Below are 26,416 nucleotides of genomic sequence, written 5' to 3'. Positions count from 1 at the left end.
CATGCGGCTTTTACCAGCGCCAGTGCCGGTTGGGCGTGAGCAGCTCGGGCAGGGGCACGTCCCAGTGGTCGGTGGGAATAGCGGCCAGTTGCTGGCAGTCGTGGGCCAGGCCCACCGGGCGCGGACCCTGACCCCGGTGCCAGCCGGACAGGGTCCTGTCGTAGAAGCCGCCGCCCATGCCCATGCGGTTGCCGGCGGCGTCGAAGGCCACCAGGGGGGTGTAGATAAGCTCCAGCTCCGCCTTGGGCAGCAGCAGGCGTACATCGAGCCGGGGCTCGGGAATGCCGAAGCGGTTGGCGATGAGCGCCGTGTCCGGATCGTAGCGCAGAAAGAGCAGGTGGCCCGGGCTGAAGTGGTGCAGTACCGGCAGGTAGACCTGGGCGCCCCGGGACCAGTACCAGTCGATCAGCGGCTGGGGGTCGAGTTCGCCGTCGTTGGCCAGGTACAGTGCCACCCGCCGGGCCGAGGCCAGGTGAGGGGTGTCGGCCACCCGCTCTGCGATGGTGCGGGCCGCGGCGTCCTGTTCGGCCTCGGTCAGCCGGCGGCGGGCCTGGCGTATCTGCTGCCTGATCTGGTGTCTGTCAGTCATGGCGGGTTCCGGTAAAAAAGAGACTAACGGCAGCTTATCGCAGTCTTCGCCGGCAATGCAAAGCGGCCGTCAGCGATGCCAGGGGCTGTTTTTCAGGCGCAGGTACAGTTCTTCCACCTGGGTGCGGGCCCAGGGGGTGCGGCGCAGGAACTTGAGGCTGGACTTGATGCTGGGATCCTGCTTGAAGCAGTTGATATTGACCCGACGGGCCAGCTCTTCCCAGCCGTAGCGTTCGACCAGCTCGGTCAGCAGGGCTTCCAGGGTGATGCCGTGCAGGGGATTATTGGGTTGCTCTGCCATCGATGGGCGCCTGTTATGGGGTGAAAACAGCGCCGATTGTAGCAGGGTGGCGCAGCTCGGCAACCCGCATGTCGGCAACCCGCACGTCGGCAGTGTCCGATTTCCATTTGGCCTTCAGCATGATCCAGAACAAGTCTGTTTTTGCCAAAGGCGGCTACCCTCAAAGAGGTGTTAATGGACTGTAACGGACTCGCCAGAGTCATGGAAAAAGGAGTTCAAGATGCTGCTGCAACGAATGCCGGTGGTGGTGGCCTGCTTCCTGGCGGGGCTGGCCGTGGCCTGGGTCAGCCAGGGCAAGGGGGTGGTGAAAGCGGATCCCGGACGCAATATCTGGATACCGGACAAGCTGACCATGCCGCTTCGGGTCCAGGTGGCCTACAACGACGAGCGGATATTCTTCCGTTATCGCTGGCCGGCGGACCGGCCCCATGTCTACCACGACATGCTGCGCTACCAGGACGGGCTCTGGGTGCGCCATGGGGCCTCCCGGGTGGGCCCGGATCCCGACGGTACCTATGAAGACAGGGTCACCATGCTGGTGGATGACGGCCGGGTACCGGAATTCGGGCGCTATGGCGGCTACATTACCGTGGGCGCCGGCATGCGTTTTTTTACCGACCAGGCCGACAAGGACGAGGTGGCCGCCCATCCCCACCTGGGCCGGAAGCTCGGCACCAACGAGGTGCAGAAACACCTGCCGGAGACCCGCCATGACCCGGCCGACTGGCGCAGCCTGAAGCCGGAGCCGGAACTGGCGGCGCAGCGGGCCGCCGGCTACTTCCTCGATCTCTGGCACTGGCGGGCCGGCCGCTCCAATGCGGTGGGCATGTCCGATGACCAGCTGGTGGCCGAGCACCGGCTCAGCGATGCCGGTCGGGGAGCCTTCACCGACAACTGGGATCCGCAGCACCAGCAGCCCCTGTTCATGTTCGACCGCGACAAGGCGGGCATCGACGCCCTGCGCTGGCAGCAGGTCCAGGCGGAGGCGGTCGACTTCGACGGCATCTATTACCTGTCCGACGCCCTGGCCAAGCCCTTCGACCCCGACCATCCCTGGCAGCAGGACGATGTGATACCGCGCCGCCTGCTGCGGGAGGGGCAGGGCTCCCGGGGCGACATTACCGTGCAGGGCCAGGGGCGCTGGCAGGCGGGCTGGTGGGATGTCACCCTGACGCGGGCGCTGGATACCGGCAACCCGCTGGACGACAAGGCCTTTCATCCCCAGGGGCGCTACGATCTGGCGTTTGCGGTGCACCGGGACGCCACCGGCAGCCGCTGGCACTATGTCTCGCACCCCCACACCCTGGGGCGGGGACGGGAGGCCGACCTGTCCGCCCGCTATTTCAGCGGCGACCGGCCCGACTGGCCGGAGGAGGGCTGGACCGACATCACTCTCTTTTATCCTGGTCAGGTCAACTGGCCCCTGCTGATCAGCCGGGCCCACGCCGGGGCTCCCGACATCGCGGCGGGAGCCCCGGTGCGCCCCCGGCACAGCGAGCGACAGCTGGCCATCTACGGGGTGGAGATGGAATTCAATGACGAAATCATCCGCCAGTGGCGGCTGACCCTGATCGCAGGCCTGGTACTGATGCTGGGGCTCTGGCTCGGCCTGCGCCGGCACTTCGGCACCTTCAAGGGAGAGAAAGCATGACAGGCATGCATCATATGCTGGTTCATTTTCCGCTGGCGCTCTGGGCCCTGGCCGCCCTGATGCTGCTGCTGGGGGTAGGGGTACGGGGAGCCGCGGGTCGGCTCTGCCGTTGCGGGGTGCTGGCGGTGCTGGCCCTGGCCTGGCTGGGAGCCCTGGCGGGGATAGCGAGCGGCCTGCTGGTATGGCCGATGGAGGCCAGCCTCAACAGTCCGCTGACGCGCAACCACCTGCTGATGGCACTCTGGGCCACCGCCTTGTGGACGGGGATCACCCTGCTGGTCTGGCGGGGCGGCGAGCAGGCCTTCAGCGGCGGGCGAGGCGCCGTGCTGGTGGTGCTGGCGCTGGTCGGCAGCGGCCTGTTCGCCATCACCGGCACCCTGGGCGGGCACCTGGCCGGGGCGCCGACGGCCATGTCCCACCTGCTGGAGCGACTGGGCTGGAACCTCTACGGTACCTTCTACCTGCCTTACTGGGCCCTGTTGCTGCTGCTGGCGCTCGGAGGGCTTTGCCTGATCGGCGGCCTGGGCAACAAGCGGAGGTAATAAGGGACAACCACGGGCGGGGCCGGGCATTTGTTTCGGTGCCGCCTGAAATAGGGAGGATTCGGTTGGAGAAGGGTCCCCGGAGTGCCGTTGCAGGTGTTAGTCCTTGAACCCTATGGTTCAAGGCGGAAACCCGGTATCTGCCGCAGGCGTCTCGGTCGGGCCGAGCTTGCTCAATAGCAAATAACGCGACTTTCCTTTGCTGTCGATATCGGCTCAGGGACGCCACCCACTGACGGACACCCCAGGGAAAACAAACTGATTGTAACGCTTAACCGACTTTGCTGGCCAGCGCTTCCTCGATGGTATGCTGCAGCATCTTGATGCGCTTATCCATGGCATCAGCGTACTGATTGTTCTTGTCCTTTTCAAGCTCGAGCTCGTGGCAGACATTGAGCGCCAGCATGATGGCGATTTGCTCGTTGGAAGCCGACTTGCCGCCCTGCTTGAAATTGCGGATCCGCTCGTTGAGCATGTTGGCCGCCCTATGCAATGCCGCTTCCTGTCCGACGGGGCAGGCCACCTTGTACGGGCGCCCGAGTATAACGATGTCGATTGCCGCTGTGGTCATGTGGTCCTCAGGTGGCGTGCAATGGGCAATAAAATTGTGGCGACTATATAGTGGCGTTCCAGAAGTTTCAAGGGGTTGCTGGCCTGGACCGGGCCACAGTGCTAGGATCCGCAGTAATATGTGCCACCTTTTCGCCAATCGAGTAAATGATGAACGACAACGCCCGTCTCGACTATGACGCCTTCACCTCCCTGCTGGAAGAACACAACATGGTGGCCACCGCCGCCGAGGTGCACGGCGTTATCTGCGGCCTGATCTGCGGCGGCATGGCCAAGGACGACGCCCGCTGGCAGCAGCATTTCAACGATTTGCTGAATGACGGTTTCGGCCTGCCGGCCGAGTTGAAGAAGGCGGTCAACCTGCTGTTCTACCGGGTGTACGAGGATCTGCTGAGCCAGCACCGGCTGGAGCTGCTGATGCCGGACGACGACCAGCCCCTCGACGAGCGGCTGGATGCCATGATGGAATGGGCCGGCGCCTTCCTGGCCGGTTTCGGGGTGGTGCAGCAGGAGCTGAACAAGGCCTCGCCCGAGCTGCAGGAGATGATCCAGGACATCAGCAACATCACCCAGGTCTCCGGCGAATTCGAGCAGGAAGACGAAGAGAGCGAAGCGGCCTACACCGTGCTCTACGAGCACCTGAAACTGGGCGCCACCCTGGCCTTCGAGGAATTCGGCAAGGGTCAGCCCGCGCCCCGGCGTCCCACCCTGCACTGATCCCTGTTACCGCAACCGCCTATGACCCATTTTGACGTGGTAATCAACGGCGCCGGCATGGCCGGCGCCGTCCTGGCCCTGGGGCTGGCCGCCCTGCGCCGGCCCGACGGCTCCTCCCTGTCCATCGCCGTGATCGAAGCGGCGCCGCCCGACTTCGATGCCCATCCCGGTTTCGATGCCCGCAGCATCGCCCTGGCCTGGCACAGCCGTGAGCTGCTGGAACAGCTGGGACTCTGGGCGCGGCTGGCTCCCCTGGCCACGCCCATCACCCATATCCAGGTATCCGACCGGGGCCATTTCGGCCGGGTGGAGATGACGGCGTCCGAATACCGGGTGCCGGCCCTGGGCTATGTGGTGGAACTGACCCCGGTGGGGCAGGGGCTCTACCGGCAGATGGCCGAGCGACCCAATATCCGGCTGCTGTGCCCGGCCAGGATCAAGGAATTTGTCCAGCAGCCCGATAACATAGCGCTGACCCTGGACGACGGCGCCGCCTTCAGCGCCGCCCTGCTGGTGGCGGCCGACGGCAACCGCTCCCTGGTGCGCCGGCAACTGCGGCTGCCCTGCCGCCAGCTGGACTACGGCCAGTGCGCGGTGATCGCCAACGTGGAAAGCGCCGAGCCCCACCGGGGGCGGGCCTTCGAACGCTTCACCCCCGAGGGGCCCATCGCCCTGCTGCCCATGAGCCAGGGGCGCAGTTCTTTGGTGTGGTGCGCCAGTCACGAACGGGCGAAAGCACTGATGGCGCTGGATGATGCGGCCTTTCTCGCCGCCCTGCAGCGGGAGTTCGGCTACCGCCTGGGCCGCCTGGTGCGCACCGGCGAGCGCCACCGCTACCCCCTGGTGCTGGACGAGGTGGAGCGGCCCTGGCACCACCGGCTGGTGCTGGTGGGCAATGCCGCCCACCTGCTGCACCCCATCGCCGGCCAGGGGTTCAACCTGGGGCTGCGCGACGTGGCCGCCCTGGTGGCGGCCCTGCGACAAGCCCTGGCCGACGGGCGGGATATCGGCAGCCATGGCGTGTTGTCGGGCTACGGCCGGGCGCGGCAGCTGGATCAGGCCGCCATCGTCGGCCTGACCACGGCCCTGGCGCTGCTGTTCTCAAGCGATCACCCGGCCCTGGCGGCCGGGCGCAACCTGGGGCTGACGGCCATGGCGGCCTGCCCTTCCTTCAAGAGTCAACTGGCCTGGCGGGCCATGGGCAAGAGGTAAGCAATGCAAGCGGCGGACATCATCCTTATCGGTGGCGGCATGGTCGGACTGACCCTGGCGCTGGCCCTGGAGCACAGCGGGCTCAGGGTGGCGGTGATCGAGGGGCAGCAGGAGGAGGGCGAACTGCCCGCCATTCCCGACAACAGGGTCAGCGCCATCAACCTGGCTTCCCAGACCCTGCTGGAGCGGCTCGGCGCCTGGCCGGGCGACAGCGGCCGGCTCGGTCCCTATACCGAGATGGAGGTGTGGGAGGCGGACAGCTTCGCCCGCATCGGTTTCTCTTCCGCCCTGCTGCACCAGCCCCACCTCGGCCATATCGTGGAAAACCGGCTGTTGCAGCAGTCCCTGCTGGCCCGGGCCCGGCAATGCCCCCATATCAGCCTGCACCTGCCGGCCCGGGCGGCGTCGCTGTCGGTGAGCGAGCAGGGGGCCTTCGTGCTGCTCGACAACGGCACCCCCCTCACCGGCCGCCTGCTGGTGGGGGCCGACGGCGCCCGCTCCTGGCTGCGTGGCCAGTTGCAGCCGGGCATGACCGAGTGGGACTACGATCACAGCGCCCTGGTGGCGACCGTGGCCACGGCCGAGCCCCATGGCCGCACCGCCCGGCAGATCTTTCGCGGCGACGACATCCTGGCCTTCCTGCCGCTGGCGGACGCGCATCAGTGCTCCATCGTCTGGTCCTGTGCTCCGGAGCGGGCCGAGGCCCTGGCGGCCCTGCCCGAGGCCGAGTTCAACAAGCAGCTGTCCCACGCCTTCGATCTGCGCCTGGGCCTGTGCACCGTGCTGGGGCCGCGCATGGCGATCCCCTTGCGGGCCCGTTTCAGCCAGCAGTTTTGCGGCCCGCGCTGGGCGCTGATCGGCGACGCCGCCCACACCATACACCCGCTGGCGGGGCAGGGGGTCAACCTGGGGCTGCAGGACGCCGCCGCCCTGGCCGAGACCCTGACCCGCCTGCACGGTCAGGGGAGGGACATCGGCGCCCTGGCGGGGCTGAGATCCTTCGAGCGCTGGCGCAAGGCGGAAGCGGCCACCCTGCTGGCGGCGATGGAAGGCCTCAAGCGGCTGTTCGGCGCCAGCCACCCCCTGGTACAGGGGCTGAGGGGCCTGGGACTGGGCCTGACCGACCGGCTGACGCCGTTCAAACGGCGGCTGGCGGCCCAGGCACTCGGCATTGACGGCCTGCAGCCCGCGCTTTCCAGCCTTGAGAAAAACTAATCCGATTGATTTTTGTGATTAGTTTTTCTGGGGCTTATTTTTGATGCCCTTTGGTCAAAGCATTTGTGCTTATGCTTACTGGAAGGGTTTTGCATAATTTTAATATTGATTTTTTGTTAATAATTGAAATTTAATTCTTAGTTAAACGCTTTCTTTCGTTAAAACAGCTACCCTGTCCCCGCTTACTTTTTGGCTACAAAAATAAAACGATAAGTTTTTTTTGAGTGTGGTTCGGTTCTATCCCGGGCCGGCTTGAGTATAATCGGGGGGCAATACCGGATTATCGCTCACAGGCCAGGCCTCAAACAAAAGGAAGCGCCATGACTCAGCAAACAGTTCTGCACCCCCAGCACCTGGAAGCCGGTGCCAAGATGGTGGATTTTCACGGTTGGGACATGCCCATCAACTACGGCTCCCAGCTGGAAGAACACCACGCGGTGCGCCAGGACGCCGGCATGTTCGACGTCTCCCACATGACCATAGTGGACGTCAAGGGCAGCCAGGCCAAGGCCTTCCTGCAGAAGCTGCTGGCCAACGACGTGGGCCGCCTGACCCAGCCCGGCAAGGCCGTGTACAGCGGCATGCTCAACGAGCAGGGCGGCGTCATCGATGATCTGATCACCTATTACTTCGCCGACGACGACTACCGCATGATCGTCAACTCCGCCACCCGCGAGAAAGACCTGGCCTGGATGACCACACAGGCGACGGGCTTCGACGTGACCCTTACCGAGCGGCCCGAGCTGGCCATGATCGCGGTGCAGGGCCCCAACGCCAAGGCCAAGGCGGCCACCGTGTTCAGCGCCGGGCAGAACGCCGCCGTGGACGGCATGAAACCCTTCTTCGGGGTGCAGGCAGGCTCCCTCTTTATCGCCACCACCGGCTACACCGGGGAAGACGGCTATGAAATCGTGGTCCCCGCCGACGAAGCCGCGGCCCTGTGGAACGCGCTCAAGGACGCCGGCGTGCGCCCCTGCGGCCTGGGCGCCCGGGATACCCTGCGCCTGGAAGCGGGCATGAACCTGTACGGCCAGGACATGGATGAAACCATTTCTCCCCTGGCCGCCAACATGGCCTGGACCATTGCCTGGGAGCCCGCCGAGCGCGATTTTATCGGCCGCCAGGCGCTGGAAGCCCAGCGCGCGGCCGGTGACCAACCCAAGCTGGTGGGCCTGGTGATGAAGGAAAAAGGCGTGTTGCGCGCCGGTACCCCGGTGCGCTTTGTCGATGAGCAAGGTAATGAACAACAAGGCATTATCACTTCCGGCACCTTCTCGCCTACACTGGGTTTCAGCATTGCCCTGGCGCGGGTTCCGCGCTCCATAGGCGCCAATGCCGAAGTGGAACTGCGTAAAAAATGGATGCCGGTCTCCGTGGTGAAGCCGACTTTCGTACGGTTCGGCCAAGCGGTCGCCGAGTTTTAAGAATCAAGAGGAACAACTGATGAGCAATATCCCCAGTGAATTGAAGTATGCCCGCTCTCACGAATGGGTACGGCTGGAAGGAAACGGTGAAGCCGTGGTCGGTATTACCGAGCATGCGCAGGATCTGTTGGGTGATATGGTGTTTGTTGAGCTGCCCGAAGTGGGCCGCACCGTGGACGTGGGCGAAGACTGCGCCGTGGCCGAGTCCGTCAAGGCCGCGTCCGACATCTATGCCCCGGTCAGCGGTGAGATCATCGCCGTGAACGAGGATCTGGAAGACAGCCCCGAGCTGGTCAACTCCGACCCTTACGGCGATGGCTGGTTGTTCCGTATCAAGCTCGCCGACGAGTCCGATCTGGACGAGCTGCTGGATGCCGAAGGCTACGAGAACAGCATCGAGGAAGAGTGATCCCAGGCCCCCTTTTTGGGGGCTTATTGTATCGACAAAGTCTGAACTTTCGCTGCAGGTCGGCCAAAGGGCCAGCTCCGCCGACACGCTGTGAATACCTCCCTGTACGCTCGCACCTGCCATCCCTGGCAGGTGACGGTCGGCGGAGCCGTTCCCTTTGTCCTCCTCTGAACTGCCGCATTGCCGGTCCGGAAGCCCCTCTGCTGCCGGCCTATTAAGGAAGTGAAAGAAAATGACCCAGTCTTTGTTAGAACTTGAGCAGAACAACGCATTCATCGGCCGCCATGTCGGGCCTTCCGAGCAGGAAGTGGCCGAGATGCTGGCGGTGGTGGGCGCCGAGTCCCTGGACGATTTGATCCGCCAGACCGTACCCGCCAGCATCCTGAACGATCAGCCGCTGGGCATCGGTGAAAGCCGGACCGAAGTGGAGGCCCTGGCCTACCTGAAGTCCCTGGCCCAGCAGAACAAGGTGTACAAGAGCTATATCGGCATGGGCTACCACGATACCCATGTGCCCCTGGTGATCCAGCGCAACGTGCTGGAAAACCCGGGCTGGTATACCGCCTATACCCCCTACCAGCCGGAGATCGCCCAGGGCCGCCTGGAAGCGCTGCTCAACTTCCAGCAAATGACCCAGGATCTCACCGGCCTGCCCCTGGCCAGCGCCTCGCTGCTGGACGAAGCCACCGCCGCCGCCGAGGCCATGGCCCTGGCCAAGCGGGTGAGCAAGAACAAGAAGGCCAACACCTTCTTTATCGCCGATGACGTCCATCCCCAGACCATCGACGTGGTGCGCGAGCGGGCCGAACATTACGGTTTCGACATTGTCGTGGCCCCCGCCGAGGCGGTGGTGGAGCACGAACTGTTCGGTGCCCTGTTCCAGTACCCGTCCACTACCGGCCAGATCCGCGACATCCAGGCCCTGATCGCCAAGGTGCAAAGCCAGAAGGGCATCGCCTGCGTCGCCGCCGACATCCTGTCGCTGGTGCTGCTCAAGGCCCCGGGCCAGCTGGGTGCCGACGTGGTGCTGGGCAACGCCCAGCGCTTCGGCGTGCCCATGGGCTACGGCGGTCCCCACGCCGCCTTCTTCGCCACCCGCGACGAGCACAAGCGCTCCCTGCCGGGCCGTATCATCGGCGTGTCCAGGGATACCCGCGGCAAGCCGGCCCTGCGCATGGCGATGCAGACCCGCGAGCAGCACATCCGCCGGGAAAAGGCCAACTCCAACATCTGTACCGCCCAGGTGCTGCTGGCCAACATGTCCAGCTTCTTCGCCGTCTACCACGGTCCCGAAGGCCTGAAGCGCATCGCCGAGCGGACCCACCGCCTGACCGACATCCTGGCCCTGGGCCTCAAGTCCAAGGGCGTGCAATTGAAGCATGACAGCTGGTTCGACACCCTGACCATCGTCACCAATGACAAGGACGCCATCGTCGCCCGCGCCCTGGCCGCCGGCGTCAACCTGCGCACCGACCTGGACGGCGCCCTGGGCGTGTCCCTGTCCGAAACCACCACCCGCGCCGATGTGGCGGAGCTGTTCGACCTCTTCCTGGGGGCAGGCCACGGCCTGGAGGTGGAGGCGCTGGACGCCGTCGCCGCCAAGGGTACCGGCTCCATTCCCGCCGCCCTGCTGCGCGACGAGCCCATCCTCAGCCACGAGGTGTTCAACCAGTATCACTCCGAAAGCGAGATGCTGCGCTACATCCACAAGCTGGAAATGAAGGATCTGGCGCTCAACTACGGCATGATCTCGCTCGGCTCCTGCACCATGAAGCTCAACGCCACCGCCGAAATGGTGCCGGTGAGCTGGCCCGAGTTCGCCCAGATCCACCCCTTCGCGCCCCTGGATCAGACGGTCGGCTACCAGCAGATGATCGGCGAGCTGGAAGACTGGCTGGTGAAGGTCACCGGTTACGACGCCATCTGCATTCAGCCCAACTCCGGCGCCCAGGGCGAATACGCCGGCCTCCTGGCCATCAAGAAGTACCACGAGTCCCGCAATGAGGGGCACCGCGACATCTGCCTGATCCCGAGTTCGGCCCACGGCACCAACCCGGCGTCGGCCCAGATGGTCAACATGAAGGTCATAGTGGTGGCCTGCGACAAGAAGGGCAACGTCGACATGGCCGACCTCAAGGCCAAGGCCGCCGAGGCGGGCGAGAACCTGGCCTGCATCATGGCCACCTATCCCTCCACCCACGGGGTGTACGAGGAAAGCATCCGCGAGATCTGTGACATCATCCACAGCTACGGCGGCCAGGTGTACATGGACGGCGCCAACATGAATGCCCAGGTGGGCATCACCTCGCCCGGCTTTATCGGCTCCGACGTGTCGCACCTCAACCTGCACAAGACCTTCGCCATTCCCCACGGCGGCGGCGGCCCCGGCATGGGTCCCATCGGCGTCAAGGCGCACCTGGCACCCTTCGTGGCCGGCCACGCCGTGGTCAAGACCGGCAAGGAAAGCCGCGACAACGGCGCCGTGTCCGCGGCCCCCTTCGGCTCCGCCAGCATACTGCCGATCAGCTGGATGTACGTTGCCATGCTGGGCGACGAAGGCCTCAAGCGTTCCACCCAGGTGGCCATCCTCAACGCCAACTACCTGATGAAAAGCCTGGCCGAGGACTTCCCCATCCTCTACACCGGCCGCAACGACCGGGTGGCCCACGAGTGCATCGTGGATCTGCGTCCGCTGAAGGAAGAGTGCGGCATCAGCGAGATGGACGTGGCCAAGCGCCTGATGGACTACGGCTTCCATGCGCCGACCATGAGCTTCCCGGTGGCCGGCACCCTGATGATCGAGCCGACTGAGTCCGAGTCCAAGGTGGAAATCGACCGCTTTATCCATGCCATGAAGCAGATCCGCGAGGAGATGCGCCAAGTGCAGAGCGGCCAGTGGACCCTGGAGGACAACCCCCTGGTCAATGCCCCGCACACCCAGGACGACGTGATGGACGCCGAATGGAACCGTGCCTACAGCCGCGAGCAGGCGGTGTTCCCCTCGGTCGAGGTGCGCCGCTCCAAGTTCTGGCCGACCGTGAACCGCATCGACGACGTCTACGGCGACCGCAACCTGTTCTGCAGCTGCCTGCCCACCGAGGCCTACGGCGAATAAGAGCACCAGGTTCTGGATAACGACAAGGGCGCCCGCGAGGCGCCCTTTTGTTTGCCTAGAGCACCGATCAGTTTAAAAATCGTTCAATCTGCTATTTGTTGTCTGTTGCAACGTAGAAAAGAGTCAACAGGGCAACCTCCGCTGACACGCTGCAAGCACATCCCTGTGGCGCTCGGCACATGCCGTCCCTGGCATGTGACGGTCGGCGGAGGCCATCCCTGTTGCCTCTTTCAAACCCCGGCGCTGTCTGAAGGTGGTGCCAGCAGGCAGCTGCGGTGCGATAGGGAGGACAAAGGGTACTGCTCCGCCGGCCCTCCGCGCCAGGGAGGGCGCGGCGGAGCCCCCAGGGATGGGTTTACGGCGTGCCGGAGGAGTAGCACCCTTTGGCCGACGGCCTCTGCTTTGTCAGAATCAACAATGCCTTCGACCGAAAGCGGTAGCCTTATGCCCGCTCGTACGGGTTTGCGCCACGTAAACGGGCGCCTACAGGTGATTTAAACTGATCGGTGCCCTAGGGTTGGTTAGCCTGTGCTTGAAGCGTGGTTATCAAGCTCGAAGGTTCCCGCTGCGCGGGAAGGCAGGCGAGCCGCCTGCGCGCCATATTCAGCACAACAAAAAAGCGCCGGTTGGCGCTTTTTTGATTATGGTTGGCGGTCCGTTCAGGCCAGGGTGGTCTTGCCCGAGGCCATCAGCCGGCGCACGACCTTTTTCAACAGCGGAGCGAACAGGGAGAGGGATGCCAGGATCAGCAGCCACATGGAAATGGGCTTGTCGACAAAGGTCATCCAGTCGCCGCCGGAGATCTGCAGGGCGCGGCGCATCGACTCTTCCATGATGGCGCCCAGGATCAAGGCCAGGATCAGCGGGGCGGTGGGGAAGCCGAACAGCTTCATCGCCAGGCCGATCAGGCCGAAGGCGAGCAGCAGCAGCAGGTCGAACACGTTGAAGCTCAGGCCATAGACGCCGATCATGCAGAAGATCAGGATCATCGCCAGCAGCAGCGGCTTGGGCATGTCCAGGATGCGGGCGATGTAGGGAATGAGCGGCAGGTTCAGCACCAGCAGGAAGATGTTGCCCACGTACATGCTGGCGATCACGCCCCAGAATACGTCCGGACGCTGTTCCAGCATCATGGGTCCGGGGGTGACGCCCATCACCAGCAGGGCGCCGAGCAGCACGGCGGTGGAGCCGGAGCCGGGCACGCCCAGGGTCAGCAGGGGTACGAAGGAGCCGCCGCAGGCGGCGTTGTTGGCGGCCTCGGGACCGGCAACACCCTTGATATTGCCCTTGCCGAAGGTACTGCCGTCCTTGGCCAGGCGTTTTTCCAGGCTGTAGCCGAGGAAGGAGGCGACGGTGGCGCCGGCGCCGGGCAGTACGCCGATAAAGAAGCCGAGCACCGAACTGCGGCTGACCGGGCCGGCGATTTCCTTCACTTCATCCTTGCTGAGCTTGAGCGAGCCGATGTTGTTGCGCGGCTGCTCCTTGCCGCCGCCACCCTTGAGCAGCATGTAGAACACTTCCGCCAGGGCGAAGACACCAAGCGCCACCACCAGGAAGTCGATGCCGTCGAGCAGCTCCAGGCTGCCGAAGGTGTAGCGTTCGGTGCCGCTTTGCAGATCGATGCCGACGATGGAGATCATCATGCCCACCACGGCGGCGATCAGGCCCTTGACCAGGGATTTGTCCGACAGGCTGACCACGGCGGTCAGGCCCAGCAGCATGAGGGCGAAATACTCGGCGGGGCCGAAGCTCACCGCCACCTTGGACAGCAGCGGGGCGATCAGCATCAGGCCGATCACCGAGACGGTGCCGCCGATGAAGGAAGCGTAGGCGGCAATGGCCAGGGCCTTGCCCGCCATGCCTTTGCGCGCCATGGGATAACCGTCGAAGGAGGTGGCGACGGTGCCGGCCACGCCGGGTGCGTTGAGCAGGATGGAGGAGGTGGAGCCGCCGAAGATGGCGCCGTAATAGACGCCGGACATCAGGATCAGGCCGGAGGCGGGATCCATGCTGAAGGTAATGGGGATCATCAGCGCCAGGGCGCTGATGGGGCCCAGGCCGGGCAGCATGCCGATAATGGTGCCGGCAAAGACGCCGACGAACACGTACATGATATTCATCGGGTCCAGGGCGATGCCGAAGCCGTACACCAGACTGTTGAATGCATCCATCATAATGGTAAACCTTTGATTATTCCCGATTAAAGGTAAGTCAGCGCGACCACGTGCTTAGAAGGGCAGTATCCCGGTGGGGAGGTAGACATCCATCACGTAGCTCATCATGAAATACAGTGCCAGTACGACACCGCTCGATGCCAACAGGTTGACCTTATGATTGCGATAGCCGTAGTAATAGGCCAGGCCGCAACACAGCAGGATGGAGGACAGGACGAAGCCGACCGGCTGTAGGGCAAAGGCGTAGGTGACAATGGCGACGGAGGTGACCACCACCCTCATCCGGGGGCTGGTCCAGAAACCGCCGCTTTCCTCGATGATGTCGTCCTGTGCTTCGTCGTCGTCCTGCACCTTGTGCTTGGGCTTTTCAAAGAACAGCAATATGGCCAGCAGCAGCAGGGCGCTGCCCAGTGCCTTGGGGAAGGCATCCGAGTCGATGGGGCGGGGCAGCGAGAACTCGGGGATCTGGAACGCCATCCACAGATAGCCGAGGGAAAACAGGGCCAGTATGACGCCTATTTTCTGGTTGATGTTGAATTTGTTCATAGCAATACCTGTGCTTGAAGGGTGACGGAGAGGCCCCCGTCACCACTGTCTGTTAACGCCGCAGCAGGCCCAGATCGCCCAGTATGGTGCTGAACTGGTCGAGCTGACCGTCGAGGAAGACACCGAATTCCTCGCCGGTCTGGAAGGCATCGATCCAGCCCAGTTGCTCGCTGGCCTGCTTCCAGGCATCGGTTTTCACCATGCGGGCGAACAGGTCTTCATAGTAGTCCCGGGCTTCGGGGGACATGTCCTTGGGCCCCATGACGCCGCGCCAGATTTCAAAGGTGTAGTCGAGTCCCTGCTCCTTGAAGGTGGGCACATCGGCCAGGGTACTACCCAGGCGCTCGGGGGATGACACCGCCAGGGCGCGCAGCTCGCCGCCCTGCAACTGGCCGGAGGCTTCACCGGCACCGGTGATCACCGCCTCTACGTGGTTGCCCATCAGGCTGATCATGGCCTCGCCGCCGCCGGAGAAGGCGATGTAGTTGACGCCACGGGCTTCCAGTCCGGCCTCGGCGGCAGCACCGGCGATGGCGATGTGGTCCATGGAGCCGGCCGCCGAGCCGCCGCCCACGCTCAGGCTGGGGTTGGTTTTCATCGCCTCGAACAGATCGTTGATGGTTTCATAGGGTGAATCCTTGCGCACCAGCACGATGGAGTAATCGGTGTTCAGGCGGGCGACCGGGGTAAAGTCCTTGTGGCTGAAGCGGGACGTGCCGGCCAGGGGCACCAGGATGATGGGCGGGCTGGTGGCGAACAGCTTGTGATCGTTCTTGGCATCACGCGCTATCTGGGCCCAGGCCACGGCACCACCGCCGCCGGGGATGTTGATGGCGGCAAAGTTCTGCGGTGCCAGCTTTTCGCTCTGGATCACCATGCTCGAGGTACGCACCAGGGTATCCCAGCCGCCGCCGGGGTTGGCCGGCGCGATGAATTCGACGGGGCGGGTGGGTTGCCAGCCCTGGGCCTGGGCGGCGGGGACCTGGGCGCCGAGGGCCAGCAACGGCAGCGCGGCCAGACTCAGGCGTTTGAAGGGTTTGCGTAGGGTGTTGAACATGCAGTTCTCCTTGGTTCGTCCTTGTTAACATCTGGTGTAAAAATAGATGCCTTGGTGTTAACGAACAAGCTTTGGGGCATAAGTTGAAAAAACGGCATTAAGGCGATTTTGTTTATTTTGTTCACGGCTGGTGTCGGGATGACGACAGGGGCGGGGGCTGCTATTGCTTAAGGGGTGGTCAACGGCGGCCGGCGTGGTGCCGGTGCCCGTCAAGCATGGAGTACTTATGTCCGATCATGTGTACAAGCTGATAGAAGTGGCCGGCTCTTCCACCACCGGCTACGACGACGCCATCCAGAAGGCGGTGGCCAAGGCGGCCGAGAGCCTGGATCACCTGGACTGGTTCGAGGTCACCGAGATGCGCGGCCATATCAAGGACGGCCGGATAGCGCACTTTCAGGTGGTGCTGAAAATCGGTTTCCGGCTGGAGTGATCAGGGGTTGAGCCGGTAGCGGCGTTCGGGGCGGCCGACCTCGCCGTAGGCCTGTTCGGCGCAGGCCTTGCCCTGGGCTACCAGGTACTCCAGGTAGCGACGGGCGGTGGAACGGCTGGCGCCGATGGCCTTGGCCAGATCCACCGCGGTTTGCGGCTCCCGGGCCTGGGCCATGGTGCTGAGCACCGTATCCAGGGTGAGCCGGTCGATGCCCTTGGGCAGGGTGCCGCCGCCGGCGGGGGTGGGCTCCGCCGCGGCCGGCCGGCGGTTGAGCGCCAGATCCAGCTCTTCCTGGCTCATTTCCTGTTTCTGCTCGAGCCATGCCCGTTCCTTGAGGAAACGGTCCAGCATATGGGCCATGCGCTCGCTCTGGGTGGGCTTGATCAGGTAGTCGAACACACCGCCGCGCAGGGCTTCCTGGATGGTGTCGACCTCCTTGGCGGCGGTGACCATGACGATGTCGATATGCCGGTAGTGCCTGCGGATCTCCCACAGCAGCTCCAGCCCGGTGGCGTCGGGAATATAGGCGTCCAGCAGCACCAGGCTGACCCGATCGGCCTGCTCCGCCAGGAAAGCCAGGGCCTCGGCCTTGGTCTTGGCCTCGTGCAGCACCCGAAAGCCCGGTGTCTGCTCCACGAACTGGCGGTTGATTTCGGCGATGCGAAAGTCGTCTTCGATGATCAGCACGCCGTGGGTCTTGTCGTTCATTCCGCCTTGTCCTCCTGGGCCATTTTTTCCTCCTGCCGGGCGACCCTGGCCTTGGCCAGGGTGACGATAAAGCAGGCGCCGCCCAGATCGCCGTCCTCCAGGCTGACGTCGCCGCCGTGCTCCAGGCAGAGTCGGCGCACCAGGGCCAGGCCGATACCCCTGTGCTTGCCCGGCTTGGTGGTGAAGCCGTCCTGGAAGATATGGGCCAGCAGGCCGGGATCCACGCCCGGGCCGTTGTCTTCCACCTCGAACAGCAACTGCTCGCCGAGGTCGGTGAAGAACAGCCTTACCCGGGGCGGCTCGGCCCGGCTTTGCAGGGCGGCATCCACCGCGTTGTTGAGCAGGTTGCCGAGCACCGACAGCACCACCTCCTGGCCGCCGGGGCTGAGCTGAGTATGCAGGGCGCTGTGTTCGACGATGTCGAGCTGCACGCCCTGCTCCGCCGCGTCCGCCAGCTTGCCGAGCAGGATGCCGCCCACCAGGGGATCGGCCACCTGCTCCAGCACCGTCGCCAGTTGGGCCTGCTCCCGGGCGGTTTCCTGGTTGATCAGGGCCAATGCCTGCTGGGGCTTGTTCAATTGCAGCAGGCCGGAAATGGTGTAGAGCTTGTTGGAAAACTCGTGGGCCTGGACCCGCAACGCGTCCATGTCCCGGTTGACCGCGTTCAGCGCCAGGGACAGATCCCGGATTTCCTGGCGGCTGCGGAAGGTGGCCACGGCCCCTTCCACCCGGCCTTCGTGGATGATGGGCACCCGGTTGACCACCACCGGATGCTCGCCTATCCACATCTCCTGATCGAACTGGCGCTCGCCGCTGGACAGCACCTCCCGCAGCCGGGAGTTGGGCACCAGCTCCTGCACCGGCAGCCCCAGGGCGGCGCCGTCCGGCGGCAGGTCGAGAAAGCGCCGGGCCGCCTGGTTGAGCAGGGTGATGCGCCCTTCCCGGTTGATGGCCACTATGCCCTCGTGGATGGACTGCAGTATGGCGTCCTTTTCCATCACCAGGCGGGCGATCTCGTGGGGCTCGAGCCCCAGTATCACCCGCTTGAGGTGCTGGGCCAGCCAGGCGGCGCCCGCCAGCCCCAGCAGTACCATGAGCCCCACCAGCACCCAGCCCAGGGCCAGGTAGTTGTCGATGTCGACATCCACCTTCTCCAGCATAAAGCCCACCGAAACGAGCCCGATGATGTCGCCGGCGGCGTTGAAGACGGGCGCCTTGCCGCGAATGGCCTCGCCCAGCGACCCTTCGGCTTCGGAGATATAGGCCTCGCCGCCGATCAGCGCCCGCTCGTTGTCGCCGCCCACCATGGGCAGTCCCAGCCGCTCGGGCAGGGGATGGGAGTAGCGGATGCCGGCGCGGTTGCCCACCACCACGTAGCGGGCGCCGGTTTCGATGCGGATCTGCTCGGCCAGGGGCTGGATGACGGCGGCGGGATCCGGGCTGTCGAAGGCGTCGATGATGGCCGGGATCTGGGCCACGGTCTGGGCCACGCTCATGGCGCGCAGGCCGATCTGTTCGGTGATGATCTGGCCCTGGCGGTGGTGCAGATAGGTGCCCTGTACCAGCAGGGTGGCGGCCACCAGGGTACCGACCAGCAGCAGTACCTGGGTGCGAAAGCGCAGCGGGGGGGCGGAGCGGCTTCTGTTCAGCAAAGGTAGTCCATCCATCCGGGGGAAGAGGCCAGTTTAGCAACAGCCGGGGCGGGAGCAAACCTCCGCAAACAGGGCGTCACTCCCAGTGCATCTCTTCCAGCACCACCGCCGGCACCGGGGTATTGACCCAGGTGCCCCTGAGGTTGCTCTTGTGGATGGACAGCTGGGGCTTCATCAGCAGGAACACGTTCACCGCGTCCTCGGCCAGCATGCGCTGGGCATCCGCCAGCAGGCGGTAGCGCTCCGCCTGCGCCGTGGTCTGCTCGATGCGGTGCCACAAGGCCTTGAAGGCGCCGTTGTCGTAGTTGAAGTAATAGTGATCCCTGGCATAGATGTCGATGTCCATGGGCTCGATGTGGGACACAATGGTCAGCTCATAGTCCTTGTTGGTGAACACCTGCTCCAGCCATTGGGGCCAGCTTATCCTTTCCACCTGGAGTTCGAGTCCAATGGCCTCCAGTTCACCGGCGATCCGCAGCGCGAGTTCGGCCGCGTAGAGGGTGGGCGGTATGGTGATGGTCATGGCGGTGCCGGGGGCGACTCCCGCTTCCTGCAGCAGGCGGCGGGCCTTTTCCCGGTCATGGGGATAATAGTCGCTGAGTTCCACATAGGCCGGGTGATGGGGGGAGAAATGGCTGCCGATAAGCGGTGGCGTATTGAACTGGTACAGCTGCTTGCGTATCGCCTGCTTGTCGATGGCATGGGCCAGGGCCCGGCGTACCGGCAGCTGGTCGAAAGGCGGGCGGGCATTGTTGATGGCCAGCAGTATCTCTCCTTCGCCGATGCCGTCACGGATCAGGTAGTCGCTGCGGTGGCGCAACTGGGCCTGCGAGACCAGGGTGCTGGCATCGGAGTAGTGATCGATAAGCCCTTCCGACAGGCTGGCCTCCAGCTCCACGAGGTTGGCGGTAAAGGTGAAGTGGGCCTGTTTGATGTGCGGCTCGGCTCCCCAGTAACCGGGGAAGTATTCGAGGCGGACGCCCTGTCCGGGCATCCGCCCGGCGAAACGGTAGGGACCCGTGCCTACCGGGTGATGGCGATTGTTGTCGGCGCTGTCGGGATGCACCATGACGGCGGCGGACAGGGCCAGCTTGAAGGGCAGCAGGCTATCGGGACGCGACAGGCGCAATTCCAGCCCGTGCTCGCCGTGCGTCCGTACCTCGTCGATGGCGGTGTAGAGCTGGCGCTGGGGGTTGCCGCCCGCAGGATCCCGCAGCCGGTCGAGGGCGAACTTGGCGACGCCGGCGTTGAAGGGGCTGCCGTCGTGAAAGCGCGCTCCCCGGGCCAGGGTGAAGTCGTAGCTCAGGCCATCCTCACTCACCCGCCAGGTGCGGGCCAGGGCGGGGATCACCTCTCCCTGCTGGTCGACCCGGGTCAGCCCCTGGAACAGGTTGGCGTAGGTGACTTCGGCCGTGGTGGCCGATGCGGTCTGGGTGGGATCCAGGTGTGGCGGCTCCAGCTGCAGTTCTACCCGGATGTCGGTGCGCGGGGCGGCCTGGGCCAGGCCCAGGGTTAGCAGACAGATCAATATGGCAAAATAACGTGGGACTGCCGGCATGGATGCGTTCCTTAGGCGGTGTGCAAGGGAGAAGCGAGGACTATCCTGTTACGGCCCTGGTGTTTGGCCTGATACAGGGCGGTATCGGCCGCCTTCAGGGCCAGGCCGATGTCGGCCGGACGATAATCGCAGGCCAGGCCGCCGCTCAGGGTGACCCTGAGATCATGGGGCTCGAGCGGGGTCCCGGCCAACTGGCCACGCAGGTGCTCGAGCGCCTGCCGGGCCTGCTCGGCGGAGGTGCCGGTAAAAAGAATGGCGAACTCTTCGCCGCCGAAACGGGCCACCAGGGTCGACGGGGGCAGGACGGAGATAAAGGTCGCCGCTACCTGGGTCAGTACTTTGTCGCCCGCGTCGTGGCCGAAGCGATCATTGATCGACTTGAAGAAGTCGATATCCACCATGGCCAGGCAGAGGTGGCTGTCGGGGGCGCGCAGGCGCAAGGCCTGCACATGATGCTCAAAATGATGGCGGTTATAAAGCCCGGTCAGGGCATCGTGATTGGCCATGAAGTGCAGTTTCTGATTCATGTTCAGGATGCGGGCCTCGTTTTTACCTATCTTTTCGATGTAATTCCTCACCGAGCGCGCCATGTCGCTGATCTCGTCCCGTCCCTGCACCACCACGTATTCGGGGCGGGGGCGCTCATGGCTGATGGCCCGCTGCAGGGCCAGGATACGATGCACTATGGTGCGATGGATGTAGACGACGGTGATCACCACCATCAGCAGGGCGGCGGCGGCGATGAGCAGCAGTTGCCGTTCCCGTCGTTCGATATCGGTGTTGAGTTGAGCGACGGTATTCAGTATGCCGTTGCGGATGTCGTGGATATGAAAGCCCACCGCAACGCTCAGATCCCTCGACAGGCGCCGGTTGATCTCGACGCCTTGCCGCAGCCGTTGCTCCAGCTGGCGCAGGGCCGGCAGTTCGTCGCCTGCCGGGGCCTGTTCCAGCCGGCCGAGCAGGTTGATGCGCTCCCCGACCAGGGTATCCAGGTGCTGCAGGTTTTCGGCCAGGGCGAAGCGGGCCTGGGTTAGCTCGGCGAAGTGGCGGTCGTGGTTGCGGTATTGCTGCAGCGCGTCGGTGAGCCGGCCTATCCATTCGCTGCGATCGGTGATCTCGAACACCGCCCTGCGGCGGCTGGCATGGGTGTCCGCCAGCAGCAGCAGGGCGCTGCTGGCCACCATGCTTTCGCTCTGCTGAACCAGGCGGCTGGCGGTCATCAGGGCCTGGGTCTGCTGGTCGGCGAGGTGGTTGACGGCAGCGCGATAGCCGGAAAACGAGAGCAGGGCCAGCAGGACGGTGCTCAGGGTCAGCAGTGTCAGCAATATGGTGAACAGCGCCGTCTTGGTGGTGAGTCCTGTGCCCGACATGAGTCCCTGGGTGAAGCCGATAGCGGTAGATCCGGGTCGTCACTCTACCTGAAAATATCGGCGATTGTTACAATTTAATAACTCTTTATCGTCCTTGTCCCGGTGGGTGGCGTTTTCGTCTTTCAGACCCGGTTAGCTCCTGTAATCGCCGATGTCGGGCCGGCGGCTGGGGCCCTGCAGGGCGATGTCGACCGGGTGGAACGCCTTGATGGCCTCGAAGCAGAAGTCGCCCACCGCCCGGTGCAGTGCCTGGGGATCGTGATTGGTGATGATGATGACACTCTTGGACAGGTTGCGCCGTCGGCGCAGCAGGTGGCCGAGAAAGCTGGACTGGCTTTCGGCCAGGCGGCTGCGGTTGGCGGCCACCTCGTCCAGCACCAGCAGGTCCACTTCTTCCAGGGCGCGGCGATACTGGTTGCGGCTTTCCTGATCCTCGATCACGCCGAAGAACAGCCGGTCCACCACCGAGGCCCACTGCTGGAAGATCACCGATTTCTGGTGCTGGCGGATCAGCTCATGGGCGATGGCGCCGGCCAGGGTCGACTTGCCGGTGCCGAAATCGCCGTAGATCAGGATGGCGGTACCGCCCTTGGTGCCCCAGTGATCGAAGGCGTTGATAAAATGGTGGGCGGTGGCGATATGGTGGCCGAGCGCCGGATCGTCCGGGTCCATGTTGGCGAAGGTCCAGTCCGGATTGAGATCCGCCTGGGCCAGCAGTCTCTCGGTACGTTTTTGGCGGGCCTCCTGCTGGGCCAGGCGCACCTCGGCATTGGCCTGCTCTTCGTACTGGCGCTTGAGGCTGGCGTAGTCATACTGGGGCAGGGTGCCGCTGGCGCGCAGCCGCTGCAGACGGGCCAGCAGCCCTTGTACCTGACCGCCGGCGTTGGTGGCGGACAGGTCCTGATCCGGTCGTTGCCGGCGCCGGCGGGCAATCTCGGCCAGGTCGGCGGCGATTTCTTCAGGTGTCTTTTTCATGGTGGTCTTCCTGGCAGTCGGTGCCGAGGCGTTGCGCCTCTTCCATCATTTCGCGGGCCCGGCGGCTGGGCCCGGGGGCGGCCCGGACCGGCACCTGTTGGTAGCCTTCGGTTCCGGCTGGCGCCGGGGCTCGCCTGACGCTGCGCTGGTGTTTGAGCTTGCGCACAAATTTCAGCATCCACTGATGCTGGTTTTCAAACACTTCGGGCCGCCCCAGCCAGTAGGCGATGAACTCGCCCAGTTCGGTCTCGTCGAAGTGGCTGTCGAGCAGGCCGCACAGCCGGGCCAGGCCGCCGAACTGGGCGTCGGGGCGCCACTCGGGGTGCATGGCGAACTGGCGGGAGGGCAGGGGAGCCAGCCCCTGCAGCCGCTTCAGCGGCAGCGAAAACACGGCGCCGTGATAGTGCTGGGGGTGGGGCCTTTCCAGCGGGCTCAGCAGGCCGGCCTCCAGCAACTCATCCACCAGGGCGGTCAGCTCCGCAGGGGTCACCCGGTAGCGGTATTCGCCCTCACCCTGCACCGCCAGCGCCTTGCCCAGGTCGGGGTAGTCCAGGGGCTGGGTCTGGTCGCCCCGGGCGTGGTGACGCAGATAGTACTGGTACAGGCTGCGCGCCGGGTGGGACAGTCGGGGGGAGGTCAGTGCCTGGTATTCTGCCGGAGTCATAATGCCGCTGTGTTCGAAGGGGACGGCCATTATCCAATAAAGCGCCGGCAGAATACAGCCGGGCTTGTCGCTGCCGGCCGGGCTGAAATAAGCTAGGCTCAATTTATATTCCCATTATCATTCACATTAAGCGACGCCATGTTCGACTGGTCACCCCTGATCCTGTTAATAGAAGACGACCCCCTGTTCCGTCGGCTGATGGTGGCCTACCTCGAGCTGTGGGGGGCCAGGGTGATAGAGGCGGACAACGGCGAAGAGGGGTTGTTGCAGGCAGAGCTGAACAGCCCCGATCTGGTGCTGAGTGATCTGCTGCTGCCGGCACCGTCGGATCAGGAGCTGATCACCAGCCTGAAGCGGCGTTATCCCGCCCTGCCGGTGATCGCCATTTCCGGCCAGCAGAAAATGGCCGACGTGGCCCGGGCCCTGCGCGCCGGCGCCGAGGACTACCTGATCAAGCCCATTCGCAGCTGGAACCTGGTGGCGGAAGTGATCGCCGGCAGCCTCAGGCCCGATCCCGGCAAGTTGCTGGACGAACTGAACGAACACCTGGCCTATTACCGGCGGGAGGACATCGCCGCCAGCCGGTTGCTGCAGGGCTGGCGGCAGCAGCCGGAGCGGACCCTGGGCGACTGGCGGCTGAGTTGCCGGCAAAGCTCGCCCTGGGTACTGACCGAGTACATCAGGCTGGATCAGGATCTGCTGCTGCTGCTGGCGGAGTTCGATCCGCTCAACATGGACACCCCCGTGGTGATGACCCTGGTGACCTTTATCCTCAACGAACCCCTGCGCCATTACGGCTCCCGCCAGGATTGCGTGCTGCACAGCCTGGCCCGCACCCTGGAATACATCAACCGCCTGATCCTGGAGGTGGGGCTGGATACCAGGGTCAACCTGGCGCTGTTCCGGTTGCATGCGGATGGAGGCCGGGTGGAGGTGGCCAATGGCGGCATGGCCGGCAGCGACTGGCTGGAGCGCTGCAATGCCGGGCCCCTGGGCCGGCAGGAGCTGACCGCCAACCAGCTCAGCTACCGCTGTTCCTTTCCTCTGAGCCTCAACCTGAAGGGCAGCTTCGGCGGCGAGATAGAGCTCACCGCCAGCCGCGGCGATCACTGAAGGCGCAACTGCTGCAGGTAGCGGGCGAAGGCCGGCCCCAGCTCCGGGTGGCGCAGCCCGTATTCCACATTGGCCGTCAGCAGCCCGAGCTTGCTGCCGCAATCGTGGCTCTTGCCCAGGATATGGTGGGCTTCTACCGGCTCCCGCTCCATCAGCATGGCGATGCTGTCGGTCAGCTGGATTTCATCGCCCTTGCCGAGGGGGGTTTTCTTCAACAGCGGCCAGATATTGGCGGAGAGGACATAGCGGCCCACCACCGCCAGGTTGGAGGGGGCATCGCTGCGCTGCGGTTTTTCGACGATGGCGCAGAGTGGGGCGGAACGGCCCTGCTCCAGGGCGCTGCCGTTGATATCGACGATACCGAACTGATCCACCTGCTCGGCGGCCACCGGCTCCACCAGGATCTGGCTGCTTCCCCGTGCACCGAAGGCCTGGATCATGGCGGCCAGGTTGTCCCGGCGCAGATCGCAGCTCACCTCGTCGATCAGCACGTCCGGCAGCAGTATGGCGAAGGGGGCGTCGCCCACCAGGGGATGGGCGCAGAGGATGGCGTGGCCCAGTCCCTTGGCCTCGCCCTGGCGCACGTGCATGATGGTGACGTCTGGGGGACAGATGTTCTGCACTTCGCTGAGCAACTGGCGCTTGACCCGTTTTTCCAGGGTAGCCTCCAGTTCGAAACTGGTGTCGAAATGGTTTTCGATGGAGTTCTTGCTGGCGTGGGTCACCAGCACGATTTCCTTGATCCCGGCCTGCACCGCCTCGTTGACCACATACTGGATCAGGGGTTTGTCGACCACCGGCAGCATTTCCTTGGGAATGGCCTTGGTGGCGGGCAACATCCGGGTTCCCAGACCGGCGACGGGGATAACGGCTTTACGGATAAGCGACTGTGAAGGCATGGCGGGCACCAAAAAAACATCGGGCCCGTATCATAACCAATAGCGGCCCTCCCGGCCATGGGCGGGAGGGCCGTGGCGCTCAGTTGCTCAACAGGTGCCGGTTTTTCTCCACCGTGGCCGGGCCTATGCCGCTGACCTTGGCCAGGTCGTCGACCGAGGCGAAGGGACCGTTGTTTTCACGGTACTCCACGATGGCCGCCGCCTTGGCCGGACCCACGCCGGTCAGCAGGGCCAGTTGCTCCTGGGTGGCGGTGTTGATGTCGATGCTGGTGACCATGGCCTCTTCCCCGGCGGGGTCGTTGGCCAGGGCCGGGGTACCGACGGCCAGCATGGCCGCCAGCAGGGTGGATGAAAGCAGCTTGTTCATACCCGTCTCTCCTTGTTGTTGGGGGCAATCGTCCAGTGGACTTAACAAGCCTTGGCCAGGGAGAGAGGATCTGGCAACGAAAAAATCCAAAATCACCCATTTGGGGGATAACGGCTTTTCGTATGGAAAGGGGGTGGGAACAAGTCCCGTCAACCCGCCAGAGGTGGGTTGACGGGGCCGTTAACGCGCTTCGATTTACCTGCTGATGGTTTGCTGAAGGGCGTCAATCGAGGACTTTATGCCCGCCTCGGTGGACATGGTGAAGTCTTCCATTTCCAGGCTGACCCAGTCGTTGTAGCCCACCATGCGCACCACCGAGAAGAACTCCTTCCACCACTGCAGGTCGTGGCCGGCGCCGACGGCGACGTAGTTCCAGGCGCGGTTGGCCACGTCGGTGACCTCCTTCAGTTCGAGCAGGCCGTTCACATCGGCCAGGCCGCGCTCGATACGGGTGTCCTTGCCGTGCACGTGGTGGATGGCATCGCCCAGGGCGCGGGCCGCGGCGATGGGGCAGGCCCCTTTCCAGAACAGGTGCGAGGGGTCGAGGTTCAGGCCGACCTTGGGGCCCACTTCGTTGCGTAGACGGAACAGGGTCTCGGGGTTCCACACCAGCATGGCCGAGAAGTTTTCCAGCGCGTATTTCTCCACGCCCACCTCGTCGGCCAGCTTCACCAGCCGGTGCCAGAGCGGGAAGGCGCAGTCTTCCCACTGGTAGCGGTCGCGCTCGGGCATCTCGTCGGGCCAGCTCTTGGTGTAGACCAGCCAGTTCGGCACGCTGTCGCCGGGGGCGGCGGCGGGCAGACCGGACATGGTGACTATCTTCTTCACGCCGATTTCGCCGGCCAGGCGGATGGTCTGCTCCATCTCCTTGAGGTGGCGCTCGCCCATGGCGCCCGGATCGAGCGGGTTGGCCGAGCAGTTGAGCGCGGCGATCTCGAGGCCGCGGGCCTCGATTTCGGCGAGTTTTTTCTTCAGCAGGCCCTTGTCGGCCAGCAGTTCGTCGGCACGGAAATGGGGCCCCTTGGACCAGCCGCCGCCGGTCATTTCCAGGCCCTCGACGCCCAGCGCCACGCAGTTGTCGAGCATCTCGGTGAAGGAGAGGTTGCCCATCACATCGGTACAGATGGAAAGTTTCATGTTGGTTGATCCTTGGTTG

The 26,416-nt window shown here is 64.3% G+C and carries 25 protein-coding genes and 1 other RNA gene; 10 read left to right on the top strand and 16 right to left on the bottom strand.

Translation table 11 applies throughout. The features are described from left to right. Positions 1 to 10: 10 nt before the first annotated feature. Entirely contained in the window at positions 11 to 589 is a 579-nt protein-coding gene (locus CGX12_RS00270; RefSeq protein WP_094037896.1) for a 5-formyltetrahydrofolate cyclo-ligase, read from the bottom strand. Between the two features lie 69 nt (positions 590 to 658). Next, on the bottom strand, positions 659 to 889 hold the full coding sequence (locus CGX12_RS00265; RefSeq protein ID WP_094037895.1) for a VF530 family protein: 231 nt from the start codon (positions 887 to 889) through the stop codon (positions 659 to 661). 220 nt (positions 890 to 1,109) lie between these two features. Here CGX12_RS00265 and CGX12_RS00260 point away from each other — a divergent pair, with 220 nt between their 5' ends. Beyond that, positions 1,110 to 2,540, top strand: a complete 1,431-nt coding sequence (locus tag CGX12_RS00260) for an ethylbenzene dehydrogenase-related protein (protein ID WP_094037894.1) — start codon at positions 1,110 to 1,112, stop codon at positions 2,538 to 2,540. Then, positions 2,537 to 3,082 (top strand): DUF2231 domain-containing protein, encoded by a 546-nt coding sequence (locus tag CGX12_RS00255; protein ID WP_094037893.1) that lies wholly within the window; start codon positions 2,537 to 2,539, stop codon positions 3,080 to 3,082. The genes CGX12_RS00260 and CGX12_RS00255 overlap by 4 nt, the downstream gene beginning before the upstream one ends. Positions 3,083 to 3,154: 72 nt before the next feature. On the opposite strand, the gene ssrS is transcribed toward CGX12_RS00255, so the two are convergent. Both ssrS and CGX12_RS00245 read right to left on the bottom strand, forming a co-directional pair. Further along, positions 3,155 to 3,336, bottom strand: a non-coding RNA gene (gene ssrS / locus CGX12_RS00250) — 6S RNA. A 17-nt stretch (positions 3,337 to 3,353) separates the two neighbouring features. Beyond that, positions 3,354 to 3,653 carry a cell division protein ZapA gene (locus tag CGX12_RS00245; RefSeq protein ID WP_094037892.1) on the bottom strand — a complete coding sequence of 100 codons (300 nt, stop codon included), beginning with the start codon at positions 3,651 to 3,653 and terminating at the stop codon, positions 3,354 to 3,356. 149 nt (positions 3,654 to 3,802) lie between these two features. Between CGX12_RS00245 and CGX12_RS00240 the strand changes: the two genes are divergently transcribed. The 6 genes from CGX12_RS00240 to gcvP all read left to right on the top strand — a co-directional run bounded on the left by CGX12_RS00240 (position 3,803) and on the right by gcvP (position 11,744). Next, the gene (locus CGX12_RS00240; protein ID WP_094037891.1) at positions 3,803 to 4,369 is read left to right on the top strand and encodes a UPF0149 family protein; all 567 of its coding nucleotides are present in this window, start codon (positions 3,803 to 3,805) and stop codon (positions 4,367 to 4,369) included. Between the two features lie 21 nt (positions 4,370 to 4,390). Continuing rightward, positions 4,391 to 5,581 (top strand): 2-octaprenyl-6-methoxyphenyl hydroxylase, encoded by a 1,191-nt coding sequence (ubiH, locus tag CGX12_RS00235; RefSeq protein ID WP_094037890.1) that lies wholly within the window; start codon positions 4,391 to 4,393, stop codon positions 5,579 to 5,581. A gap of 3 nt (positions 5,582 to 5,584) precedes the next feature. Further along, complete coding sequence (locus CGX12_RS00230) at positions 5,585 to 6,796, top strand: FAD-dependent monooxygenase (RefSeq protein WP_094037889.1); 1,212 nt, start codon at positions 5,585 to 5,587, stop codon at positions 6,794 to 6,796. Between the two features lie 320 nt (positions 6,797 to 7,116). Continuing rightward, positions 7,117 to 8,220: a glycine cleavage system aminomethyltransferase GcvT gene (gene gcvT, locus CGX12_RS00225; RefSeq protein ID WP_094037888.1), complete on the top strand. Its 1,104-nt coding sequence runs from the start codon at positions 7,117 to 7,119 to the stop codon at positions 8,218 to 8,220. 19 nt (positions 8,221 to 8,239) lie between these two features. Then, positions 8,240 to 8,629 (top strand): glycine cleavage system protein GcvH, encoded by a 390-nt coding sequence (gene gcvH, locus CGX12_RS00220; protein WP_094037887.1) that lies wholly within the window; start codon positions 8,240 to 8,242, stop codon positions 8,627 to 8,629. Positions 8,630 to 8,861: 232 nt separating this feature from the next. Beyond that, positions 8,862 to 11,744 (top strand): aminomethyl-transferring glycine dehydrogenase, encoded by a 2,883-nt coding sequence (gene gcvP, locus CGX12_RS00215; RefSeq protein WP_094037886.1) that lies wholly within the window; start codon positions 8,862 to 8,864, stop codon positions 11,742 to 11,744. A gap of 659 nt (positions 11,745 to 12,403) precedes the next feature. Here gcvP and CGX12_RS00210 read toward each other — a convergent pair. Genes CGX12_RS00210 through CGX12_RS00200 form a run of 3 tightly spaced genes read right to left on the bottom strand, consistent with a single transcriptional unit; the run spans position 12,404 to position 15,521 of the window. Beyond that, positions 12,404 to 13,918: a tripartite tricarboxylate transporter permease gene (locus CGX12_RS00210; protein WP_217898095.1), complete on the bottom strand. Its 1,515-nt coding sequence runs from the start codon at positions 13,916 to 13,918 to the stop codon at positions 12,404 to 12,406. 54 nt (positions 13,919 to 13,972) lie between these two features. After that, entirely contained in the window at positions 13,973 to 14,464 is a 492-nt protein-coding gene (locus CGX12_RS00205; protein ID WP_094037885.1) for a tripartite tricarboxylate transporter TctB family protein, read from the bottom strand. A 52-nt stretch (positions 14,465 to 14,516) separates the two neighbouring features. Further along, positions 14,517 to 15,521 carry a tripartite tricarboxylate transporter substrate binding protein gene (locus CGX12_RS00200; RefSeq protein WP_094037884.1) on the bottom strand — a complete coding sequence of 335 codons (1,005 nt, stop codon included), beginning with the start codon at positions 15,519 to 15,521 and terminating at the stop codon, positions 14,517 to 14,519. Between the two features lie 226 nt (positions 15,522 to 15,747). On the opposite strand from CGX12_RS00200, the gene CGX12_RS00195 reads away from it, so the two are divergent. Continuing rightward, complete coding sequence (locus tag CGX12_RS00195) at positions 15,748 to 15,954, top strand: dodecin (RefSeq protein WP_094037883.1); 207 nt, start codon at positions 15,748 to 15,750, stop codon at positions 15,952 to 15,954. Here the strand turns inward: CGX12_RS00195 and CGX12_RS00190 are convergent, their stop codons facing one another. The 6 genes from CGX12_RS00190 to CGX12_RS00165 form a co-directional block, all read right to left on the bottom strand. Beyond that, positions 15,955 to 16,662 carry a response regulator gene (locus tag CGX12_RS00190; RefSeq protein WP_094037882.1) on the bottom strand — a complete coding sequence of 236 codons (708 nt, stop codon included), beginning with the start codon at positions 16,660 to 16,662 and terminating at the stop codon, positions 15,955 to 15,957. Further along, positions 16,659 to 18,314 carry an ATP-binding protein gene (locus CGX12_RS00185; RefSeq protein ID WP_198401822.1) on the bottom strand — a complete coding sequence of 552 codons (1,656 nt, stop codon included), beginning with the start codon at positions 18,312 to 18,314 and terminating at the stop codon, positions 16,659 to 16,661. The genes CGX12_RS00190 and CGX12_RS00185 overlap by 4 nt, the downstream gene beginning before the upstream one ends. A gap of 76 nt (positions 18,315 to 18,390) precedes the next feature. Then, on the bottom strand, positions 18,391 to 19,872 hold the full coding sequence (locus CGX12_RS00180) for an ABC transporter substrate-binding protein (protein ID WP_094037880.1): 1,482 nt from the start codon (positions 19,870 to 19,872) through the stop codon (positions 18,391 to 18,393). A gap of 11 nt (positions 19,873 to 19,883) precedes the next feature. Then, positions 19,884 to 21,242, bottom strand: a complete 1,359-nt coding sequence (locus CGX12_RS00175) for a GGDEF domain-containing protein (protein WP_094037879.1) — start codon at positions 21,240 to 21,242, stop codon at positions 19,884 to 19,886. Between the two features lie 132 nt (positions 21,243 to 21,374). After that, positions 21,375 to 22,217 carry a DnaA ATPase domain-containing protein gene (locus tag CGX12_RS00170; protein WP_094037878.1) on the bottom strand — a complete coding sequence of 281 codons (843 nt, stop codon included), beginning with the start codon at positions 22,215 to 22,217 and terminating at the stop codon, positions 21,375 to 21,377. Next, entirely contained in the window at positions 22,201 to 22,881 is a 681-nt protein-coding gene (locus CGX12_RS00165; RefSeq protein ID WP_094037956.1) for a DnaT-like ssDNA-binding domain-containing protein, read from the bottom strand. Before CGX12_RS00165 ends, CGX12_RS00170 begins: the two co-directional genes overlap by 17 nt. A 138-nt stretch (positions 22,882 to 23,019) precedes the next feature. On the opposite strand from CGX12_RS00165, the gene CGX12_RS00160 reads away from it, so the two are divergent. After that, positions 23,020 to 23,994, top strand: a complete 975-nt coding sequence (locus tag CGX12_RS00160; RefSeq protein ID WP_094037877.1) for a response regulator — start codon at positions 23,020 to 23,022, stop codon at positions 23,992 to 23,994. Here CGX12_RS00160 and galU read toward each other — a convergent pair. From galU to CGX12_RS00145, 3 genes are all read right to left on the bottom strand, one after another. Beyond that, a complete protein-coding gene (galU, locus tag CGX12_RS00155) occupies positions 23,988 to 24,893 on the bottom strand; it encodes a UTP--glucose-1-phosphate uridylyltransferase GalU (RefSeq protein ID WP_094037876.1) in 906 nt (301 codons plus the stop codon). The genes CGX12_RS00160 and galU overlap by 7 nt on opposite strands. A gap of 79 nt (positions 24,894 to 24,972) precedes the next feature. Beyond that, positions 24,973 to 25,260 carry a ComEA family DNA-binding protein gene (locus CGX12_RS00150; RefSeq protein ID WP_094037875.1) on the bottom strand — a complete coding sequence of 96 codons (288 nt, stop codon included), beginning with the start codon at positions 25,258 to 25,260 and terminating at the stop codon, positions 24,973 to 24,975. A gap of 195 nt (positions 25,261 to 25,455) precedes the next feature. Further along, complete coding sequence (locus CGX12_RS00145; RefSeq protein ID WP_094037874.1) at positions 25,456 to 26,397, bottom strand: sugar phosphate isomerase/epimerase family protein; 942 nt, start codon at positions 26,395 to 26,397, stop codon at positions 25,456 to 25,458. Between the last annotated feature and the right edge of the window lie 19 nt (positions 26,398 to 26,416).

Source organism: Zobellella denitrificans (assembly GCF_002237365.1).
Lineage (GTDB): Bacteria > Pseudomonadota > Gammaproteobacteria > Enterobacterales > Aeromonadaceae > Oceanimonas > Oceanimonas denitrificans.
The sequence above is the reverse complement of the archived record's forward strand: the minus strand, read 5'-3'. Positions and strand labels throughout refer to the sequence as shown.

What these genes read in the sequence shown, in the direction of transcription:
- CGX12_RS00270 (WP_094037896.1), bottom strand. Translation starts at nt 589, where the DNA reads ATGACTGACAGACACCAGATCAGGCAGCAGATACGCCAGGCCCGCCGC.
- CGX12_RS00265 (WP_094037895.1), bottom strand. Translation starts at nt 889, where the DNA reads ATGGCAGAGCAACCCAATAATCCCCTGCACGGCATCACCCTGGAAGCC.
- CGX12_RS00260 (WP_094037894.1), top strand. Translation starts at nt 1,110, where the DNA reads ATGCTGCTGCAACGAATGCCGGTGGTGGTGGCCTGCTTCCTGGCGGGG.
- CGX12_RS00255 (WP_094037893.1), top strand. Translation starts at nt 2,537, where the DNA reads ATGACAGGCATGCATCATATGCTGGTTCATTTTCCGCTGGCGCTCTGG.
- CGX12_RS00245 (WP_094037892.1), bottom strand. Translation starts at nt 3,653, where the DNA reads ATGACCACAGCGGCAATCGACATCGTTATACTCGGGCGCCCGTACAAG.
- CGX12_RS00240 (WP_094037891.1), top strand. Translation starts at nt 3,803, where the DNA reads ATGAACGACAACGCCCGTCTCGACTATGACGCCTTCACCTCCCTGCTG.
- ubiH (WP_094037890.1), top strand. Translation starts at nt 4,391, where the DNA reads ATGACCCATTTTGACGTGGTAATCAACGGCGCCGGCATGGCCGGCGCC.
- CGX12_RS00230 (WP_094037889.1), top strand. Translation starts at nt 5,585, where the DNA reads ATGCAAGCGGCGGACATCATCCTTATCGGTGGCGGCATGGTCGGACTG.
- gcvT (WP_094037888.1), top strand. Translation starts at nt 7,117, where the DNA reads ATGACTCAGCAAACAGTTCTGCACCCCCAGCACCTGGAAGCCGGTGCC.
- gcvH (WP_094037887.1), top strand. Translation starts at nt 8,240, where the DNA reads ATGAGCAATATCCCCAGTGAATTGAAGTATGCCCGCTCTCACGAATGG.
- gcvP (WP_094037886.1), top strand. Translation starts at nt 8,862, where the DNA reads ATGACCCAGTCTTTGTTAGAACTTGAGCAGAACAACGCATTCATCGGC.
- CGX12_RS00210 (WP_217898095.1), bottom strand. Translation starts at nt 13,918, where the DNA reads ATGATGGATGCATTCAACAGTCTGGTGTACGGCTTCGGCATCGCCCTG.
- CGX12_RS00205 (WP_094037885.1), bottom strand. Translation starts at nt 14,464, where the DNA reads ATGAACAAATTCAACATCAACCAGAAAATAGGCGTCATACTGGCCCTG.
- CGX12_RS00200 (WP_094037884.1), bottom strand. Translation starts at nt 15,521, where the DNA reads ATGTTCAACACCCTACGCAAACCCTTCAAACGCCTGAGTCTGGCCGCG.
- CGX12_RS00195 (WP_094037883.1), top strand. Translation starts at nt 15,748, where the DNA reads ATGTCCGATCATGTGTACAAGCTGATAGAAGTGGCCGGCTCTTCCACC.
- CGX12_RS00190 (WP_094037882.1), bottom strand. Translation starts at nt 16,662, where the DNA reads ATGAACGACAAGACCCACGGCGTGCTGATCATCGAAGACGACTTTCGC.
- CGX12_RS00180 (WP_094037880.1), bottom strand. Translation starts at nt 19,872, where the DNA reads ATGCCGGCAGTCCCACGTTATTTTGCCATATTGATCTGTCTGCTAACC.
- CGX12_RS00175 (WP_094037879.1), bottom strand. Translation starts at nt 21,242, where the DNA reads ATGTCGGGCACAGGACTCACCACCAAGACGGCGCTGTTCACCATATTG.
- CGX12_RS00170 (WP_094037878.1), bottom strand. Translation starts at nt 22,217, where the DNA reads ATGAAAAAGACACCTGAAGAAATCGCCGCCGACCTGGCCGAGATTGCC.
- CGX12_RS00165 (WP_094037956.1), bottom strand. Translation starts at nt 22,881, where the DNA reads ATGACTCCGGCAGAATACCAGGCACTGACCTCCCCCCGACTGTCCCAC.
- CGX12_RS00160 (WP_094037877.1), top strand. Translation starts at nt 23,020, where the DNA reads ATGTTCGACTGGTCACCCCTGATCCTGTTAATAGAAGACGACCCCCTG.
- galU (WP_094037876.1), bottom strand. Translation starts at nt 24,893, where the DNA reads ATGCCTTCACAGTCGCTTATCCGTAAAGCCGTTATCCCCGTCGCCGGT.
- CGX12_RS00150 (WP_094037875.1), bottom strand. Translation starts at nt 25,260, where the DNA reads ATGAACAAGCTGCTTTCATCCACCCTGCTGGCGGCCATGCTGGCCGTC.
- CGX12_RS00145 (WP_094037874.1), bottom strand. Translation starts at nt 26,397, where the DNA reads ATGAAACTTTCCATCTGTACCGATGTGATGGGCAACCTCTCCTTCACC.